General features: G+C 47.1%; 17 protein-coding genes. 15 read left to right on the top strand and 2 right to left on the bottom strand.

Features of this window, described 5'->3' with window-relative positions; all coding sequences use genetic code 11:
- The 3 genes from DWW77_RS17905 to pflA all read left to right on the top strand — a co-directional run.
- Positions 1-191, top strand: a 191-nt coding sequence (locus DWW77_RS17905) for a hypothetical protein (protein WP_207664948.1), incomplete at its 5' end; no start/stop codon positions are given.
- Positions 192-747: 556 nt separating this feature from the next.
- The gene (gene pflB, locus DWW77_RS02070; RefSeq protein ID WP_242872649.1) at positions 748-3,009 is read left to right on the top strand and encodes a formate C-acetyltransferase; all 2,262 of its coding nucleotides are present in this window, start codon (positions 748-750) and stop codon (positions 3,007-3,009) included.
- An 8-nt stretch (positions 3,010-3,017) separates the two neighbouring features.
- The gene (pflA, locus tag DWW77_RS02065) at positions 3,018-3,767 is read left to right on the top strand and encodes a pyruvate formate-lyase-activating protein (RefSeq protein ID WP_015525340.1); all 750 of its coding nucleotides are present in this window, start codon (positions 3,018-3,020) and stop codon (positions 3,765-3,767) included.
- A 55-nt stretch (positions 3,768-3,822) separates the two neighbouring features.
- On the opposite strand, the gene DWW77_RS02060 is transcribed toward pflA, so the two are convergent.
- A complete protein-coding gene (locus tag DWW77_RS02060) occupies positions 3,823-4,563 on the bottom strand; it encodes a lysophospholipid acyltransferase family protein (RefSeq protein ID WP_118607954.1) in 741 nt (246 codons plus the stop codon).
- Between the two features lie 215 nt (positions 4,564-4,778).
- Between DWW77_RS02060 and DWW77_RS02055 the strand changes: the two genes are divergently transcribed.
- From DWW77_RS02055 to DWW77_RS02015, 9 genes are all read left to right on the top strand, one after another.
- Entirely contained in the window at positions 4,779-5,234 is a 456-nt protein-coding gene (locus DWW77_RS02055) for a protease complex subunit PrcB family protein (RefSeq protein WP_114001930.1), read from the top strand.
- Positions 5,235-5,237: 3 nt separating this feature from the next.
- Entirely contained in the window at positions 5,238-6,806 is a 1,569-nt protein-coding gene (locus tag DWW77_RS02050) for a DUF3794 and LysM peptidoglycan-binding domain-containing protein (RefSeq protein ID WP_021653079.1), read from the top strand.
- Between the two features lie 90 nt (positions 6,807-6,896).
- The gene (ispE, locus tag DWW77_RS02045; RefSeq protein ID WP_118607953.1) at positions 6,897-7,778 is read left to right on the top strand and encodes a 4-(cytidine 5'-diphospho)-2-C-methyl-D-erythritol kinase; all 882 of its coding nucleotides are present in this window, start codon (positions 6,897-6,899) and stop codon (positions 7,776-7,778) included.
- On the top strand, positions 7,768-8,469 hold the full coding sequence (locus DWW77_RS02040; protein ID WP_022427303.1) for a GntR family transcriptional regulator: 702 nt from the start codon (positions 7,768-7,770) through the stop codon (positions 8,467-8,469). The genes ispE and DWW77_RS02040 overlap by 11 nt, the downstream gene beginning before the upstream one ends.
- Positions 8,470-8,604: 135 nt before the next feature.
- Positions 8,605-10,101: a spore germination protein gene (locus DWW77_RS02035; protein ID WP_022427304.1), complete on the top strand. Its 1,497-nt coding sequence runs from the start codon at positions 8,605-8,607 to the stop codon at positions 10,099-10,101.
- A gap of 5 nt (positions 10,102-10,106) precedes the next feature.
- Positions 10,107-11,792: a GerAB/ArcD/ProY family transporter gene (locus DWW77_RS02030; protein WP_118607970.1), complete on the top strand. Its 1,686-nt coding sequence runs from the start codon at positions 10,107-10,109 to the stop codon at positions 11,790-11,792.
- A gap of 105 nt (positions 11,793-11,897) precedes the next feature.
- Complete coding sequence (locus tag DWW77_RS02025; RefSeq protein WP_021653073.1) at positions 11,898-12,137, top strand: hypothetical protein; 240 nt, start codon at positions 11,898-11,900, stop codon at positions 12,135-12,137.
- A 56-nt stretch (positions 12,138-12,193) separates the two neighbouring features.
- A complete protein-coding gene (murI, locus tag DWW77_RS02020; protein ID WP_021653072.1) occupies positions 12,194-13,015 on the top strand; it encodes a glutamate racemase in 822 nt (273 codons plus the stop codon).
- A 32-nt stretch (positions 13,016-13,047) separates the two neighbouring features.
- The gene (locus tag DWW77_RS02015) at positions 13,048-13,494 is read left to right on the top strand and encodes a YwiB family protein (RefSeq protein ID WP_021653071.1); all 447 of its coding nucleotides are present in this window, start codon (positions 13,048-13,050) and stop codon (positions 13,492-13,494) included.
- A 99-nt stretch (positions 13,495-13,593) separates the two neighbouring features.
- Here the strand turns inward: DWW77_RS02015 and DWW77_RS02010 are convergent, their stop codons facing one another.
- On the bottom strand, positions 13,594-14,034 hold the full coding sequence (locus tag DWW77_RS02010; protein ID WP_021653070.1) for a type IV pilin: 441 nt from the start codon (positions 14,032-14,034) through the stop codon (positions 13,594-13,596).
- Between the two features lie 94 nt (positions 14,035-14,128).
- Here DWW77_RS02010 and DWW77_RS17900 point away from each other — a divergent pair, with 94 nt between their 5' ends.
- The 3 genes from DWW77_RS17900 to DWW77_RS02000 are packed head-to-tail and all read left to right on the top strand — an operon-like array spanning position 14,129 to position 17,320.
- Positions 14,129-14,332, top strand: coding sequence for a hypothetical protein (locus tag DWW77_RS17900; RefSeq protein WP_173741147.1), 204 nt, complete (start codon positions 14,129-14,131; stop codon positions 14,330-14,332).
- A complete protein-coding gene (locus tag DWW77_RS02005) occupies positions 14,283-15,767 on the top strand; it encodes a polysaccharide deacetylase family protein (protein ID WP_353616905.1) in 1,485 nt (494 codons plus the stop codon). The genes DWW77_RS17900 and DWW77_RS02005 overlap by 50 nt, the downstream gene beginning before the upstream one ends.
- A gap of 53 nt (positions 15,768-15,820) precedes the next feature.
- On the top strand, positions 15,821-17,320 hold the full coding sequence (locus tag DWW77_RS02000) for a polysaccharide deacetylase family protein (protein ID WP_021653067.1): 1,500 nt from the start codon (positions 15,821-15,823) through the stop codon (positions 17,318-17,320).
- Positions 17,321-17,337: the final 17 nt, after the last annotated feature.

The following is a 17,337-nucleotide window of genomic DNA, read 5'->3' as shown; positions in this document are numbered from 1 at the left end:
ACAGACGGGAGCAAGTGAGCGCCGGCAATACAGCGACAGGCAGGAGTAGGTCTATGCCAGTGATGCGACAACAGACGGGAGCAAGTGAGCACCAGCAATACAGCGACAGGCAGGAGCAGGTCAGCACCAGCAATACAACAGGCAGGAGCAGATTAGCGCCAGCAATAGAACAACAGGCAGGAGCAGATTAGCGCCAGCAATACAACAACTACCAGGAACAGGTCTGCTGCGCAGACCGCCTTCCGTCCGGCGGAACAAAAAAATCGGCTCAGCCTGACGCTACCAATACAGCAGCATGCAGGCATTTACCAATACACTACCCCATACCACAGCGCAGAACAGCGACGTGCCCGGAAAGGGGGAGCGCGAGGGGGAAAAGCGGGCTTCGTAACTCCGAGCGCCTTTCCACCTCGCAAACCTGCCCACGCCAAAGTGTCCCTCCGAAAGGGAAAGAGCTCCACTGCCCAAAGTGTCCCCCCCCTGGAAAGAAACTATCCGTCAGAAGACACAGGCTCTCCGCCCAGGAGCGTCCGTCAGACGCCCGACATTGTACAATATCTGGTACAATTTTCTCATTATTTTTATCAATAATACAATTATATGTATATTATAAAGAACATACTTCCAAGCTGTTGACTTTAAATTCGGAATCTGTTATCTTATGGTCGTCATGAGAAATGTTATATATTACTAACTGCGCGGGCAGTGAACGAAATATTGAGACAACAGGAAAGGATGTGTAACAAATTGGCAAAAGTTGATTTTGAACAGTGGAATGGTTTTAAGGGTGATCGTTGGAAAGAGAAGATCGATGTTCGTAATTTCATCAGTATGAACTATACACCATATGATGGAGATGCTTCCTTCCTGGAAGCACCAACAGAGGCAACAGATAAACTCTGGGGCAAGCTTCAGGAGCTTCAGAAAGAAGAGCGTGCTAAAGGCGGCGTTCTTGATATGGAGACAGAGGTAGTAACAGGAATTACAGCATACGGTCCTGGATATATCGATGAGGAACTCAAAGACCTGGAGCAGGTTGTAGGTCTTCAGACAGACAAACCTCTGAAACGTGCTTTCATGCCATACGGCGGAATCAAAATGGCAGAGCAGGCATGTGAGACTTACGGATACCATGTAAGCGACAAGATCAAAGATGTTTTCAACAACTATGAGTTCAAAACACACAACCAGGGTGTATTCGATATCTACACACCGGAGATGAAGAGAGCACGTCACAACAAGATCCTTACAGGACTTCCGGATACTTACGGACGTGGACGTATCGTAGGTGATTACAGACGAGTTGCTCTTTACGGAATTGATCATCTGATCGCAGGTAAAGAGAAAGATTTCGCAGCATGCGACCGTCAGGGTATGAGACGTTATGACTTCCAGCTTCGTGAGGAGATCGCAGATCAGATCCGTGCTCTGAAGAAGATGAAAGAAATGGCTCAGATCTATGGCTTTGATATTTCCCAGCCGGCTAAGAATGCAAAGGAAGCATTCCAGTGGCTGTACTTCGGATATCTTGCAGCAATCAAAACTCAGAACGGAGCTGCAATGAGTGTTGGACGTATCTCCACATTCCTTGATATCTATATTGAGAGAGACCTTGAGAACGGAACTCTTACAGAGAAAGAGGCACAGGAGCTTGTTGATCATATCGTAATGAAATTCCGTATGGTTAAATTCGCTCGTATCCCGTCTTACAACCAGCTCTTCTCCGGTGACCCGGTATGGGCAACTCTGGAAGTAGCAGGTATGGGACAGGACGGACGTTCCATGGTAACAAAGAACGACTATCGTTTCCTTCATACACTTGAGGATATGGGACCGGCTCCGGAGCCGAACCTTACAGTTCTCTACTCCTCAAGACTGCCTGAGAACTTCAAGAAATATGCAGCAGACATCTCTGTTACAACAAGTTCCATCCAGTATGAGAACGATGATGTTATGCGTCCGGTATGGGGCGATGACTACAGCATCTGCTGCTGTGTATCTGCTACAGAGACCGGTAAAGAGATGCAGTTCTTCGGTGCTCGTGCTAACCTTGCAAAATGCCTTCTTTACGCGATCAACGGTGGTGTTGATGAGAAGACAAAACAGCAGGTAGGACCGCAGTATCAGCCGATCACTTCCGAGTACCTTGATTATGACGAAGTAATCGCAAAATATGATCAGATGATGGACTGGCTTGCACATCTGTATGTTGGAACACTGAACATGATCCACTACATGCATGATAAATACTACTATGAGGCAGCTGAGATGGCACTTATCGATACAAAGGTTGACCGTTCCTTCGCAACAGGTATCGCCGGATTCTCACACGTAGTAGATTCCCTTTCCGCTATCAAATATGCAAAAGTAAAAGCAATCCGTGACGAGGACGGAATCACAACAGACTTCCAGGTTGAGGGTGACTTCCCACGTTATGGTAACGATGATGACAGAGCAGACGAGATCGCAACAACTCTGCTTTCCACATTCCTTGAGAAGCTGAAACACATCCATACCTATCGTGATTCCAAGCCAACCACATCCATCCTTACCATCACATCCAACGTTGTTTATGGTAAAGCTACAGGATCTCTTCCGGACGGAAGAAAAGCCGGCGAGCCTCTGGCACCGGGAGCAAACCCGTCTTACGGCGCAGAGCAGAACGGACTTCTTGCTTCCCTGAACTCTGTTGCAAAGCTTGACTATGAGGATGCCCTTGACGGAATCTCCAATACTCAGACGATCAACCCGGATGCACTTGGCCATTCTGAGGAAGAGCGTACAGAGAATCTTGTAAATGTACTTGACGGATACTTTGACCGTGGTGCACATCACCTCAATGTAAACGTATTCGGTAAAGAGAAACTTATCGATGCTATGGAGCATCCGGAAAAAGAGGAGTATGCAAACTTCACGATCCGTGTTTCCGGATACGCTGTTAAGTTCATCGACCTTACAAGAGAGCAGCAGCTTGACGTTATCGCAAGAACCTGCCACGAAAGGATGTAATAAAAAATATGGACGACCAGAAAAAAATCACTGGCTACGTCCACTCACTGGAGAGCTTCGGCTCTGTTGACGGACCAGGAGTCCGGTATGTGATCTTTTTGAGCGGCTGCGCCATGCGCTGTCAGTTCTGCCACAATCCGGACACCTGGCAAATGAAAACAGGGACGGAGTACACAGCAGATGAGCTGCTTGAAAAAGCCTGTCGATACCGCTCTTACTGGGGAAGTAAGGGCGGTATTACTGTGAGTGGAGGCGAGCCACTGTTACAGATCGATTTCCTCACTGAGCTGTTCAGAAAAGCAAAAAAACTTGGAATCCACACAACACTTGATACCAGCGGCAACCCTTACACAGAAGAGGGTCCGTGGTATGAAAAATGGGAAGAGCTGATGAAGTACACAGATCTTGTCATGCTGGATATCAAGCACATTGATGAGGAACAGCATAAGATCCTCACAGGATGTACCAACAAAAATATCCTTGCCATGGCCCGGAAGCTTTCCGATATGGGCGTATCCATGTGGATCCGTCACGTACTGGTTCCGGAACGCAATGACCGGGATGACTATCTCCACCGGCTGGCTGACTTTATTGCAACACTGAAGACAGTTGAGAGAGTGGAGGTTCTTCCATATCACACACTCGGAACCTTTAAATGGGAAAATCTGCATATTGATTATCCGCTGAAGGGAATCAATCCGCCAACGAAAGAACGTATCGAAAATGCGGAAAAAATCCTGGGAGCAGGTACACAGTAATAAAAAAACCATATCTTATGTCGAAAAACAGACATAGATATGGTTTTTTTGATGTTCACACCAGTTCTTTGTTTTTGATCAGCATTTCTTTGATGATATCCTGTGTATAGGAACCTAAGCGGCGCTGAGTATCCCGGTCAAGCTCTGAAGGAATGATAGGCTTGCCATATTCGATCACTACGTGTGTAGGTGTCATCTTCGGGAAATTGGCCTCCCAGATATTGGCAGAGTTGCTGATCGCAATAGGAATGATCGGGCTTTTGGCTCTGGCTGCGATCTTGAAGCTGCCGTCATGGAAAGGCAGCATTTCTGTTTCATCAGCATTCTTATTTCTGGTTCCTTCCGGGAAGATACATATGGAAATGCCGGATTTCACATAGTCTGCGGCCTGAAGGATCGTTTTCAGACCCTGCTTGATATCCTCTCTGTCGAGAAAGAGACAGTAGAGATTGCGCATCCAGTTGGAGAGCAGCGGATAATGCTCCATTTCCTTCTTGGCAACATAGCCGGTGCGGATCGGACAGCGGCTGTAGGTGAGCAGGATGTCGAAATAGCTCCGGTGGTTTGCTACATAGAGAACAGCCTGATCCTTTGGAACGTTTTCTTCGCCGATGACGGTGACTTTGGCGCCTGTGATCCACAGGATGAATTTGAATATGGCCTGTACCATGCGCAGAGAGCTGATATCCTTAGTCATGGGAGAAAATTTCCCGATGATCCATTCTACAAGGAGAACCGGAATGGTCAGCACCAGATAGGCGATCACCACGATACAGACAAGTATGAATCGAATCATGTCTTTTGTCCTTTCTGTTATAGATACTTGCGGAGAGTTCCGCAGTAAGATGGTATTTTTATATTATACGAAGAAAATCCGATAGTTGCAATAAATCTTTCCCTGCTCACATAGAATAAATACTGAATAATGGTTACTGTTTACTGGTGATCTTCCGCAAAGCGTGTTACTGAGAACGGAGTGAACAGTAACGAATCATGCAGGTGGCTTATATTATGAAAAAAGCAGTATTTCTGCGGATCGTGCTGACAGCTGCCGTGCTGGCACTGCTGCTTTCCGGGTGTCGATTTGTCCGGGTGGAGGAAGAAGAACGAAAACCGGTAGATTACACCGTTGTGGAACGCCGGGATATCCCGGAGGAGCTTTCCAGGCTTATGGAAGAAAAAAAGGAAAAGGAATTTCAGCTGAGTTATGAAACCGGAGAGGATCTTTACCTGGCCAAAGGGTACGGGCGGCAGATGAGTGGCGGATACAGCATCCAGGTAGAGGAGCTTGGAGAATCCTCGAATGGGATATTTTTTGTTACAAAACTTCTTGGACCGGAGGATCTTAAGGAGGCAGGAGTTCCGTCCTATCCCTGCATTGTGATAAAAACCCGGAAACAGGAAAAGCCGGTAACGTTCCGGGAAAGCAGCAGTCCGGTGAAAAAAGAGTCGGAGAAAGGGGAATAGACTGTGGAATTAAAAAAAGAAAGCATGCAGATATTAAAGGAAAAAAGCAGGGCAAAAAGTCAGATCACTTTTGATGAGGATTTTAATGTACCGGATGCAAAACCGGATGCAGGAAGACTGATCCAGAATAAGGGCAGGATCATTATGGATGATGTCCGTCTTACTGACGGGAAAGGTATTCTTACGGGAAATCTGCAGGTAGATATCCTTTATGTGGGGGAAGAAAGAGGGATCGTCAGCAGTCTTACTGCAAAACTTCCATTTGAGGAAACCTTGAACCTGAAGAATATCATAAACGGGGATAAAATGTGTCTGAAGTGGGAAATTGAAGATCTTACGATCCGCCTAATCCATTCCAGAAAGCTTAATATCAAAGCTTTGGTAACTTTTTGTGCGACTGTGGATGAAACAGAACAGATCCGCCTGCCGGTGGCGCTGGATGCAGAAGAGGTATCCGTCAGAAAAAAAACAGTCCGTTTTCTGGGACTTACCGTACATAAAAAAGATACACTCCGGATCAAGGATGAGTATACCATTGCCTCCAATCGTCCGGATATCGCCAGCCTGATCTGGTATACTATGGATGTACGGGGGCTGGATCTGAAGCCGGAGGAAAATGTGGTAAAGGCAAGGGGAGAGCTGTCCGTTTTTGTGCTGTACGGAGCTGAAGATACAGAAGCCCCGGTGCAGTGGCTGGAATATTCGCTGCCTTTTTCCGGAGAAGTGGAATGTCCGGACTGCACGGAGGAACTGATCCCGCTGATCGAAGCTTCGGTGATGCATCAGAGTCTGGAGGCCAAACCGGATGTCGATGGGGAAGAACGGATCCTTGTTTCGGATGTTGTGCTGGAGCTGGATATGAAATTTTTCAGGGAAGAGGAATATGATCTTATTACCGATGTGTATACACCGATCCGTGAATGTGTTCCGGAAGGAAAGAATGAGGTACTGGAACGGCTTCTGGTACGTAATTTTTCCAGATGCAGGATCAGTGACAGGATCCAGGTAAAGGAGACTCAGGGAAAAGTCCTCCAGCTGTGTCACAGTCAGGGAAAAGTGAAGATCGATAAGACCAGGATCGTAGAGAACGGTGTGCAGGCAGATGGCGTGGTCATGCTGAAGATCCTGTACATTATTGGAAATGATGATATGCCGTTTTATTCCATGGAGGCAATGATACCGTTTTCCCATATGGTGGAAGCAAGAGGAATCCGACAGGACAGCTGTTATCAGTTAAAAGCAAAGCTGGAGCAGCTTTCCGCAGCCATGGCAGATGGAAATGAGATCGAGATCCGGGCAACTGTAGGACTGGAGCTTCTGGCAGTTGCCAGAGAACCGGTATTTATCATTGAGAAAGTAGAGGAAAAACCACTGGATATGAAAAAACTCCAGGCTATGCCGGGAATCCTGGTTTATATGGTAAAACCGGGAGATGAATTGTGGGATATCGCAAGGAAATATCACACATCTATCCAGGAGATCCGGACGATCAATGCTCTCAAGGAAAATCAGGAACCCTCTCCGGGAACTCCGCTTCTTGTTGTGAAAAAAGTGGAAGGTCAGATCAAATAAAAAGTGGAATATTTTGCTGTTGAAAAGAATGTAAAAATCATATAAAATACATGTATAAATACTGTATACAAAGTACAAATGGAGGGGCTTATGCGTTTAAAAGCAATGGCAAAGATCAATCTCGGACTTGATGTTCTGGGAAAGAGAGAGGACGGTTATCATGAGGTACGCATGATCATGCAGACCATCCGTATGTATGATATCCTGGATATCAGAAAGACCAGACGGCCGGGGATCGTACTGACGACCAATCTTCCGTTTATTCCTACAGATCAGAGAAATCTTGTATATAAGGCAGCACAGATGCTGATGGAGGAGTTCGATGTTGAAGAGGGACTTTCCATCAAGCTTCGTAAATTTATCCCGGTGGCAGCAGGCATGGCAGGAGGCAGCTCCGATGCAGCGGCCACATTTGTGGGTGTGAACCGGATGTTCCATTTAGGGCTTACCGAAGAACAGCTGATGGAACGTGCAGTAAAGGTCGGAGCAGATGTTCCGTATTGTATCATGCGGGGAACAGCTCTTGCGGAGGGAATCGGAGAGAAGCTGACCAGACTTCCGGAAGTTCCGAAATGTTATGTTCTGATAGGAAAACCGGGAATCAATGTTTCCACAAAAACAGCCTATGAGAATCTGAATCTGGAAGGGATCGGAAAACATCCGGATATCGATGGACTCATCGGAGCTATCAGAAATAATGATCTGTATGCCATGGCATCCAGAATGGAGAATGTATTTGAACCGGGGATCATCCGACAGTATCCTGTGATCGGCAATATCAAGAACCTTATGGAAGAAAAAGGTGCGCTGAAAGCCGTGATGAGCGGAAGCGGTCCTACTGTGTTTGGAATCTTTGATAATAGGGATAAGATGGCCGCGGCAGCCAGAAGCCTCAGAAAGAGCGGGCTTGCAAAGACTGTATTTGCCACGGATATTTACAATAGAGATGGAGGAGTTACAAATGACAAGTGATTTTTCTGTGGATATGAATGAATATCTGCCGCTTCGGGATGTTGTTTTTAACACCTTGCGGCAGGCAATCCTGAAGGGAGAGCTGAAGCCGGGCGAAAGACTTCTGGAGATCGCCCTTGCAGAGCGTCTTGGCGTGAGCAGAACACCGGTGCGTGAGGCTATGCGCAAGCTGGAGCAGGAAGGTCTTGTAGTGATGATCCCACGCAGAGGTGCACAGGTAGCCAGCATCACAGAGAAGGATCTGAACGATGTTCTGGAGGTGCGTATCGCCCTCGAAAATGTTGCCATAGAAAAAGCGTGCAAGCTGATCACAGAGGATGAGCTGGGAAGGCTCTGGGTGGCAGCCAAGGAATTTGAAAAAACAAAAGCAGAGGGAAATCTGGTCCGTCTGGCGGAAACCGATGTGGCTTTCCACGAGATCATATATCAGGCTTCTGATAATAAGCGTCTGAATCAGGTCCTGAATAATCTCCGTGAGCAGATGTATCGCTATCGTGTAGAGTATCTGAAGGAGGAGCAGACAAGAAATCTTCTGGTCAGTGAGCATGAAGAGCTGGTAAAAGCCATCCGTGAAGGAGATGTGCAAAAGGCGCAGGATATTTCTTTCCATCATCTGGAGAATCAACGAAAAGCGATCATCCGTACTATCCGCGCGGAGAATGAGGCCAAAGAGGCCGAGAAAAAAGAATAAGAACCGGATATGCGGGAATATTAAGAGAGATGTCATTGGGGCATCTCTTTTTTTAACCGAATCAAGTAAGTCCCCTGTTTCAATTGCGAAAAGCAATAAGCAGTGTGGGAACTTGCTGTAAAGGATGGTGGATTTATGGAAACAAGGAAGATATCGATATCTCTTCATGAAAATGAATCATATATCCGGAAACGGTGTGAAAACTGCGATGATATCCTGATCAGGCCCATGCGCCTTGGTGAGGGACATAAGGCGGACTGTCTGATGGTCTATATTGAGGTTGCGGTTTCAAACATGATGCTGGATGATTCTGCTATCGGAAAAATGATCAATCATTTCTGGGAGATCCCGGAGGAAAAGATCCGGGAATTTATCCGTCGAAACAGTCTTGGAATTGCAGATGTGAAGGAGCTGTCTTCCATGGAGGAGGTATTTGGTGCCATTCTTTCGGGAAATGCAGTTTTCTTTCTGGATGGATACGACAAAGCAATGAAAATTTCCAGTAAAGGATATCCGGGGCTGGCTGTATCAGAGGTGAAAACGGAAAAGGTCCTCAGAGGCTCCAAGGAGGGGTTCTGTGACAGTGTAAAAACCAATGCGGCCCTTGTGAGAAAGCGGATCCGGGATACCAGGCTGAAGGTGGAGCAGAGCAGCATCGGTGTACGCTCCAATACGGTGGTACAGCTTCTTTATGTGGAGGATCTGGTCCATGAGGAGCTTCTGACTGCTGTGAAAGAGCGCCTGGAATCTTTTGCAGTGGACGGGATCCTGGACAGCGGGATGCTGGAACAGCTGACAGAAGAAGCATGGTATTCTCCCTTTCCTCAGTTTCAGACAACGGAGCGGCCAGACCGGGCTGCCCAGGAGCTGCTGAATGGAAAAGCAGTTCTGCTCTGCGACAATTCGCCGGTGGCACTGGTGGTTCCCGGAGCATTCAACAGTTTTATGGAAAGCAGTGAAGACTGGTACAATCGTTTTGAGATGGCATCCTTCCTGCGGGTGCTCCGGTATCTGGCCATGGCTGTGGCAACGCTGCTCCCCGGACTTTATCTGGCTGTGATCCGGTTTCATACACAGATCCTTCCGGCGAATCTGATCCTTTCCTTTGCACAGGCAAGAGAGGGCGTTCCATTTTCCAGTGTAGTGGAGCTGGTGTTCCTGGAACTGTCTTTTGAGTTGATACGGGAGGCTGGTGTGCGGATCCCGGGAGCTCTTGGAAATGCCATTGGGATCGTAGGAGGACTGATCATCGGACAGGCTGCGGTGGAGGCCAATCTTGTCAGCCCGGTGGTAGTGATCATCGTGGCACTGACAGCACTGGGATCACTGGCTATACCTAATGAGGAATTTGCTTCTGCATTCCGGCTTCTGAAGTACGCTTTTCTGTTTCTGGGAGGATTTCTAGGTATATTCGGAATCGTGTTGGGACTGTATCTCACCATGGCGCATCTGGCAGGACTTTTAAGCTTCGGTGTCCCATATCTGGTACCTTTTGTAGAGAAGAACAGTGAGGCGGAAACCGGTGGAAGGATTTTGCGACAGCCCTTCCGGAAGCGGAAATTCCGGCCGCTGTATGCCAGAAATGCCCAGAAACGCAGGCTTCGGACAAGGCCATGGAGCCGGAAAGGATAAAGGTTATGAGATTTGCGGAGAATAACAGGATTTCCCACAGACAGCTTTTTCGGCAGATCATACTGGTGTTTCCGGCGCCGTTTCTGTTGTGCCTGTTTAAGAATAGAGCGATGTTGGGCATCAGTGCCATGGCAGGGACAGCTGCTGCGGCCGTAGTGCTCTCTTTTTATGTAATCTGGCTGATACGTCTGACACCTGCATATGGGGAGCTTTCCAAAAGGCCAGGAAGTTTTACTGTACGATTTATTGGCCTGTTCTTTTTGGTATATGTGATCGCAAGTTCGGCATTTCTTTCGGGCCTTCTGGGGGAGGTGATCCCGGAAAGTCTGATCAGCGGGATTTCCGGAAAATGGCTGTCTCTTCTTGCAGTTGCAGCCTGTAGTCTGGGAACGCATCGCGGAATGCAGAGAAGAGGGCGGATCGCTGAGGTGTCCGGAAGGATTTTTCTGGCAGGGATCCTTCTTCTGATGCTTTTATGTGCAGGGCAGGGAAAAACAGAGTACTTTATGGAAGTGATGAAAGATCCGGAAACAGGATTTACAGGAGAGCGATGGCTCCGTGATCTGTATACACTTTTGTGTGCTTTTTCAGGAGCAGGACTTCTTCCCTTCGGACTGGAGTATGCAAAAAAACAGGGAAGTGCCAGAAAACCTGTGATCCTGGCTTTTCTTACAGTTTGCGGGATCATTTTTGGAATGCAGCTCCTTCTTCCGGCGGTCTTTGGAGGTGCACGCCTTAAAAACGAGATCTGTCCGGTACTGCCTCTTCTGGAGGGTGCAGATCTTCCGGGAAACGTACTGGCGAGATTTGATGTGATATGGATGGGGTTTCTGGTATTCGGACTTTTGTTTTCTCTGGGAAGTTTGTTTCATTACGGAAATCAGATCGCGGAAAAAACCGGATTCGGGACCGGTCGGTACTGGATCCCGGCAGCAGGCTGGCTGCTTTCCCTGTATGAGAGAAACGGGATGGGGATCCGGGAGTATTATGGCTGGTATCTGGGGTACATCTTTGTGCCGTTTCTGATTGTGATACAGCTTTTTCTCAGTACGGAAAACCGGGGAAGACGGAAGAAAAAAGTAACTGTGGCAGGACTTGTCCTGGTCATCACTTTGACGGGATCAGGCTGTGCGGCAGTAGAACCGGAAAAAAGAGCTTATCCGCTGGCACTGGGGGCCGGTGTTTCAGAGAATGGCTTTGTGCTGAAATATGCAATGCCAGATATGAGTACAGCTACCGGACAGGAAAAACCGGACGAAGATCCGATTTCTGTGCTGACTCTTTCCGGCCGGGACTTTCAGGAGATCGAGGCAGTTTACAACCGGTCTCAGGAAAAATTTCTGGATCTGGGTCATCTTGAAGTGCTGATCCTGGATGAACAGATTCTGGAAGAGGGATCCCGGGAAGCACTGATCGGATATCTGAAGCAGGAAGAGCATATCGGAGAGGATGTCTACGTGTTCCGGACGGATATGCTGGGAGATGTTTTTCACTGGAAGGGAGCCCGGGAAAGCTCCATAGGGGAATACCTTCAGGGAATCCAGGAGAACCGCACATCCGGGCAGCAGAAGAAGGGTGTGACTCTGCGGGAGGTATATCATCAGTTCTGTCAGGATGGAACGCTGCCCTGGCTTCCGGAGATATGGGTGGAAGGTGAGCTTCTGGAAGTGGATTACGGCAGTAATGAATAGATGGGAGCCGGACTGTTAATAATACAGATGATGATCAGTACGATAAATCGTACAGTATATCTCTGGATAAGATCATCAGAAGATTTTTGACAGGAGGGCTTGCTCATGGAGCATATAAAAATGAAGAAGCATGTATTAAAAAAAGCAGGAGGGTTCCTTTTGCTCACGGCAGTGATCCTTGCAGGGAGTACCTGGGAGAGAAGAACTGCCGGTGATCGGCAGCCACAGTTTTATGCCTGGTGGGGAACGATCTACCCGGAATTCTGCTTTGAAAAAGCAGAGGACAACGGGGAAAATAAGCCGGTGAAGATATCCTTCTGGCTTGCGCAAGCCCTGGATTGGTGATACAATATTTCAACGGACCAATCACGTTCGATTAATTATTTCAGGAGATAAGATCAATGAATATAGACAGAAACGCACCGGTGGGTGTGTTTGATTCCGGTATCGGAGGACTGACAGTAGCCCGGGAGATCATGCGCAATCTCCCATCGGAAAAAATCGTATATTTCGGAGACACAGCCAGAGTTCCCTATGGAAGCAAATCCAGAGAAACGGTGATCCGTTATTCCCGCCAGATCATTCATTTTCTGCAGGAACAGAAGGTGAAGGCCATTGTGGTGGCCTGTAATACAGCCAGTGCATTTGCTCTGGATGCGGTGAAGGATGAACTGGATATTCCGATCCTTGGAGTGATCGAGGCCGGTGCCAAAGTTGCTGCCCAGGAAACCAGAAATAAACGGGTGGGCATTATCGGAACGGTGGGCACGGTAGGAAGCGGTATCCATGCCTCTTATCTGAAGGAACTGGATCCGGAGATCACCGTGATCGGAAAAGCGTGCCCGCTGTTTGTTCCGCTGGTAGAAGAGGGCTGGTATCATGATCCGGTCACCGAGGAAGTTGCCAGAAGATATCTGAAGGAGCTGCAGGAGCAGGAGATCGATACACTGATCCTCGGATGTACGCACTATCCTCTTTTAAGATCTACCATACGCAAGATCATGGGTGAGGAGGTCTGCCTTGTGAATCCTGCATATGAGACGGCGCTAGAGCTTAAAAAGTTACTCTCCAGACTGGATCTTGCCAGCAATGAGGTAGCACAGGAGGAATTCCCGTATCGCTTTTATGTAAGTGATCTTGCAGAGAAGTTTAAGGATTTTGCCAATTCCATCCTGCCGTATAACGTAGAAAAAACACAGAAGATCGATATCGAAAAATATTAAACAGATCTGTACATAAATGATAGGAGAAAAGAATGCAGAAAGAAGTTTTGATCCATGTAAGAGGGCTTCAGATGATGGATGCACAGGGGGATCAGGAACCTATAGAGATCATTGTTCCGGGACAGTATTATTTCCGCAATGGTTCTCATTACCTCAGATATGAGGAACTGCTGGATGAAACAGCAGAGCCCACCATCAATTACATAAAAGTATCCGGAAAGGGTCTGGAAGTCAGCAAGAAGGGACTGGTCAATGTACACATGGTATTTGAACAGGGCAAAAAAAACATGACCTATTATACTACCCCTTACGGAACACTTCAGATGGGAATCTCAGCTACGAATCTGGAGCTGACGGAAAGCGAAGAGAACCTTCAGATCAAAGCAGATTATGCGCTGGATATGAATGAAGAACATGTGGCAGACTGCTATCTGGCGATCCAGGTACAGCCAAGAGACTGCAAGGATTTTGTTTTATAGATCCTGCAGAAAATAAAAGATATATAATTACACTACATAAGAACAGCCGCCATGCATCAGGGGAATTCCTGAAAGCATGGCGGCTGTTTTGGATTCTGATCATTTACGGAATCTTGCGAGGAAGCCTTTTTTCTTCTTCTGTGGTGCTTCGAGAGAACCACGGATTCCTTTTACGCCAACGATGTAAAGGCCGCTGACTTCAGCTTTGATCTCTTTTTTGACCGGGATCAGATCAAAAACTTTTTCATCTGCAATAAGGATGTTGATCTTCGGACCGACTTTGGCTTTTACGATCGGAAGCTTGGACCGGCGCATAAGCTTAGGTGTCTGGTCGATGACCATCTGTGGAAGTCCGGAATCTTTCAGCGGCATCCGTTTTTTATCGATGACCAGCATGGAAACTGTCTGTTTGTTAGCCTGGATCTGAGCCTGCTGTTCGTCCTGTTTTTTCTGAGCTTTTTTTCCGAAGAAATAGAGTGCGATCACTGCTGCGATCAGAATAACGAGGATGACCAGAAGAACGATGGTAACTGTACTCATTTGAGAATCCCCCTGTATATATATTTGTTTCGCAATCGGTTACATTACGCAAACAACATTTTAGCATTGTTTCGTCAAAAAGGCAATTAAAAAAGTGAAAAAGACAGGTGGAACGGTGGAAATTTCAGCAGTTACCAGTTATAATGATTACGATGCAGTTCATCTGTGTATGCTGCAGAGAATACAGGACATAACTATCTTTGAGCTAACATATGTAATGGATAAACCAGAGATGGAGGAAATATTATATGAAAGAGAAAAAGCCCGGGGGAACCCGACCGGAAATGGGAACTCCTGAGTACGAAGAATGGCGGAAAGAGGTATTGAAACGCCGCAGAAAGCGCCAGCTGAAGGAACGCAGAAAACGTCTGGCCATCATAACAGCGGCAATGATCGTCGCAGTCGGGGCATCCGTAGGGGTCGGTGCGCTGAAGGGCAGAAGTGAGAAGGCTTCAAAAGAGAAGATGGTTTCTTCTGACAAACAGAAAGAACAGACTGTTTCCGGAGAAAAAGCTTTAGAAGCAGGTACTAAAAATACAGAGACCGCTTCCAAAGATATTCTCGCAGAGGCAGAGCTTCTGGCCAGTCAGTATAACTATGACAAAGCTATCGATCTTCTGAAAAAGGCTCCGTCCTATGATTCTGATAAGAAGATGCAGGCAGCTGCAAAAAAATACGAAGACATAAAAGCAACCTGTACGGCATGGCCCCTTGAAAAGGTGACACATGTCTTTTATCATATTCTGATCAAGGATCCATCCAAAGCGTTTGACGGAGACTATAAAGAAGCAGATTATAATCAGGTCATGACAACCATTGATGAGTTTAACAAGATCACGCAGACCATGTATGACAAGGGCTATGTGATGGTAAGCATCAAGGACATGGCAAAGGCAGACGACAACGGGAATATCACAGAGGGAGAGATCCTTCTTCCGCCTGGGAAAACGCCGTTTGTCCTCTCACAGGATGATGTATGCTATTATCATTACATGGACGGTGACGGCTATGCCACGAAGCTGATCGTGGATGATAAAGGAAAGATCCGCAATGAATATGTGGAAGATGACGGAAGTGTCTCCGTGGGAGATTATGACATGGTTCCGTTGATCGACCGTTTTGTGGAAAAGCATCCGGATTTCTCATACCGCGGTGCAAAAGGAATCCTGGCACTTACCGGATACAACGGGATCCTGGGATACCGGACCGACGAAAGCTATGAGACCCGTCCGGCAGATCTGGATGAAAATAAAGTACAGTGGCTGGATGCACATCCGGATTTCAGCCTGGAAAAAGAACGGGCAGCCGCAAAAAAGGTTGCCGATGCCATGAAGGCAGAAGGCTGGGAATTTGCGAGCCATACCTGGGGACATCAGAATGTGGGACAGGTCACACTGGAGAAGCTTCAGGCAGATACCGAACGTTTCAAGAAAAATGTAGATCCGCTGATCGGGGGAACGGATGTTATCATTTTTGCTTTTGGAACCGACATTACCAATGACCAGGAGTATACCGGGGATAAATTCGAATATCTGAAGGGGCAGGGATATAATTATTACTGCAACGTGGATTCCAGCCAGTATTATGTACAGATCCGGGATCGGTACTTCCGTCAGGGAAGACGGAATCTGGATGGATACCGTATGTATTATAATCCGGAACTGTTATCCGATCTTTTTGACGTAAAAGATGTTTTTGATCCGGCAAGACCGACACCGGTACCGCCGATGTAACGGTCATATCCGGAGATACGAGGGGACTTTTAGAAAGGGGCATATATATTATTATGAAGAAAAAAATTGCAGGTGTACTGACAACAGTGCTTGCGGCGTCACTTCTTGTGGGCGGAAACCATCCGGTCACTGTTCAGGTGGACAATATGATCTCTGGGACACAGGATGACGAGGATACACAGTCTGATGAAGCGGAAGCAGAAGCTGCAGAAGCCGAAGAAGAACAGTCCGAAGAAGCCAAAGTAGCAGCGGACCCGGAGGACCAGCCGGCAGCTACCGAGACACCGAAGGAAGAAAAAAAGGCAGAAAAAGAAACACAGAAAAGGGAAGCTGCCGAGAACAGCTCCGACAGTACTTCCTCAGACGAAAAAACACTTCTCAAAAAAGCCAAAAAACTGGCACAGCAGTATGATTACACCGGCGCGATCTCCGTGTTGAAAAACAACTGGAAATTTGCCACCAGTGACAAGATGCAGGAAGCAGCAGCAGCCTACATGAAAAAAAGAGATGCCTGTGTGGAATATCCACTTGAGAATATCACCCATGTATTTTTTCATTCCCTGATCGTGAATACCTCACTGGCCTTTGACGGAGATTCCGATGAGGCCGGATATAATCAGATGATGACCACAGTCAGCGAGTTCAAAAAAATGCTCCAGATCATGTATGATAAGGGTTACGTACTGGTGAGTCCTCATGATATGGCTGTGATCAATGATGACGGAACCATGAGCAGGGGAAAGATCATGCTGCCGGAAGGCAAGATTCCTTTTGTTCTTTCAGAGGATGACGTCAGCTACTATCATTATATGGACGGAGACGGATTTGCCACAAAGCTGGTGATCGACGACAACGGAGATATCAAATGCGAGTATAAGAAGGCAGACGGTACAGTTGTGACCGGAGATTACGATGTGGTGCCGATCCTGGATTCCTTTATCAAAGAACATCCGGATTTTTCCTATCATGGAAGAAAGGGTATCCTGGCAATGACCGGTTATAATGGTGTTCTGGGCTACCGTACAGATGGGGCATATAAGACCAAGAAGAATCTTCAGGATGACCAGAAGGCTTTTCTCAAGGCCAATCCGGATTTTGACTATGATAAAGAAGTAAAAGCAGCCAAAAAAGTGGCGAAGGCCATGAAAAAGGACGGGTGGGAATTTGCAAGCCATACCTGGGGTCACAGAAACGCTACAAGCTCCACAGCAGCGGAGTTGAAGACCGATAATAAAAAATGGGAAAAATATGTGGCACCCATCCTCGGAAAAACCGATATGATCATTTTTGCCTTTGGTGCGGATATCGGCGATTGGGAAGGATACACCTCGGATAATGAGAAGTATGAGTATTACAAAAGCCGTGGCTACCGCTATTTCTGCAATGTAGATTCCAGTCAGTATTTTGTGCAGATCACAAGTGAATATTTCCGTCAGGGAAGACGGAATCTGGATGGATACAGAATGTATTACAATCCGGATATGCTCAGTGACCTGTTTGATGTATCGGAGGTGTGGGATTCTTCCAGACCGACACCGGTACCGGAAATGTAAGACAGCAAACACACTTT

The organism is Ruminococcus sp. AF17-12, from assembly GCF_003479245.1.
GTDB classification, from domain to species: Bacteria; Bacillota; Clostridia; order Lachnospirales; family Lachnospiraceae; genus Blautia_A; species Blautia_A fusiformis.
Note: the sequence above shows the minus strand (reverse complement) of the source record. Positions and strands in the feature narration are given on the sequence as shown.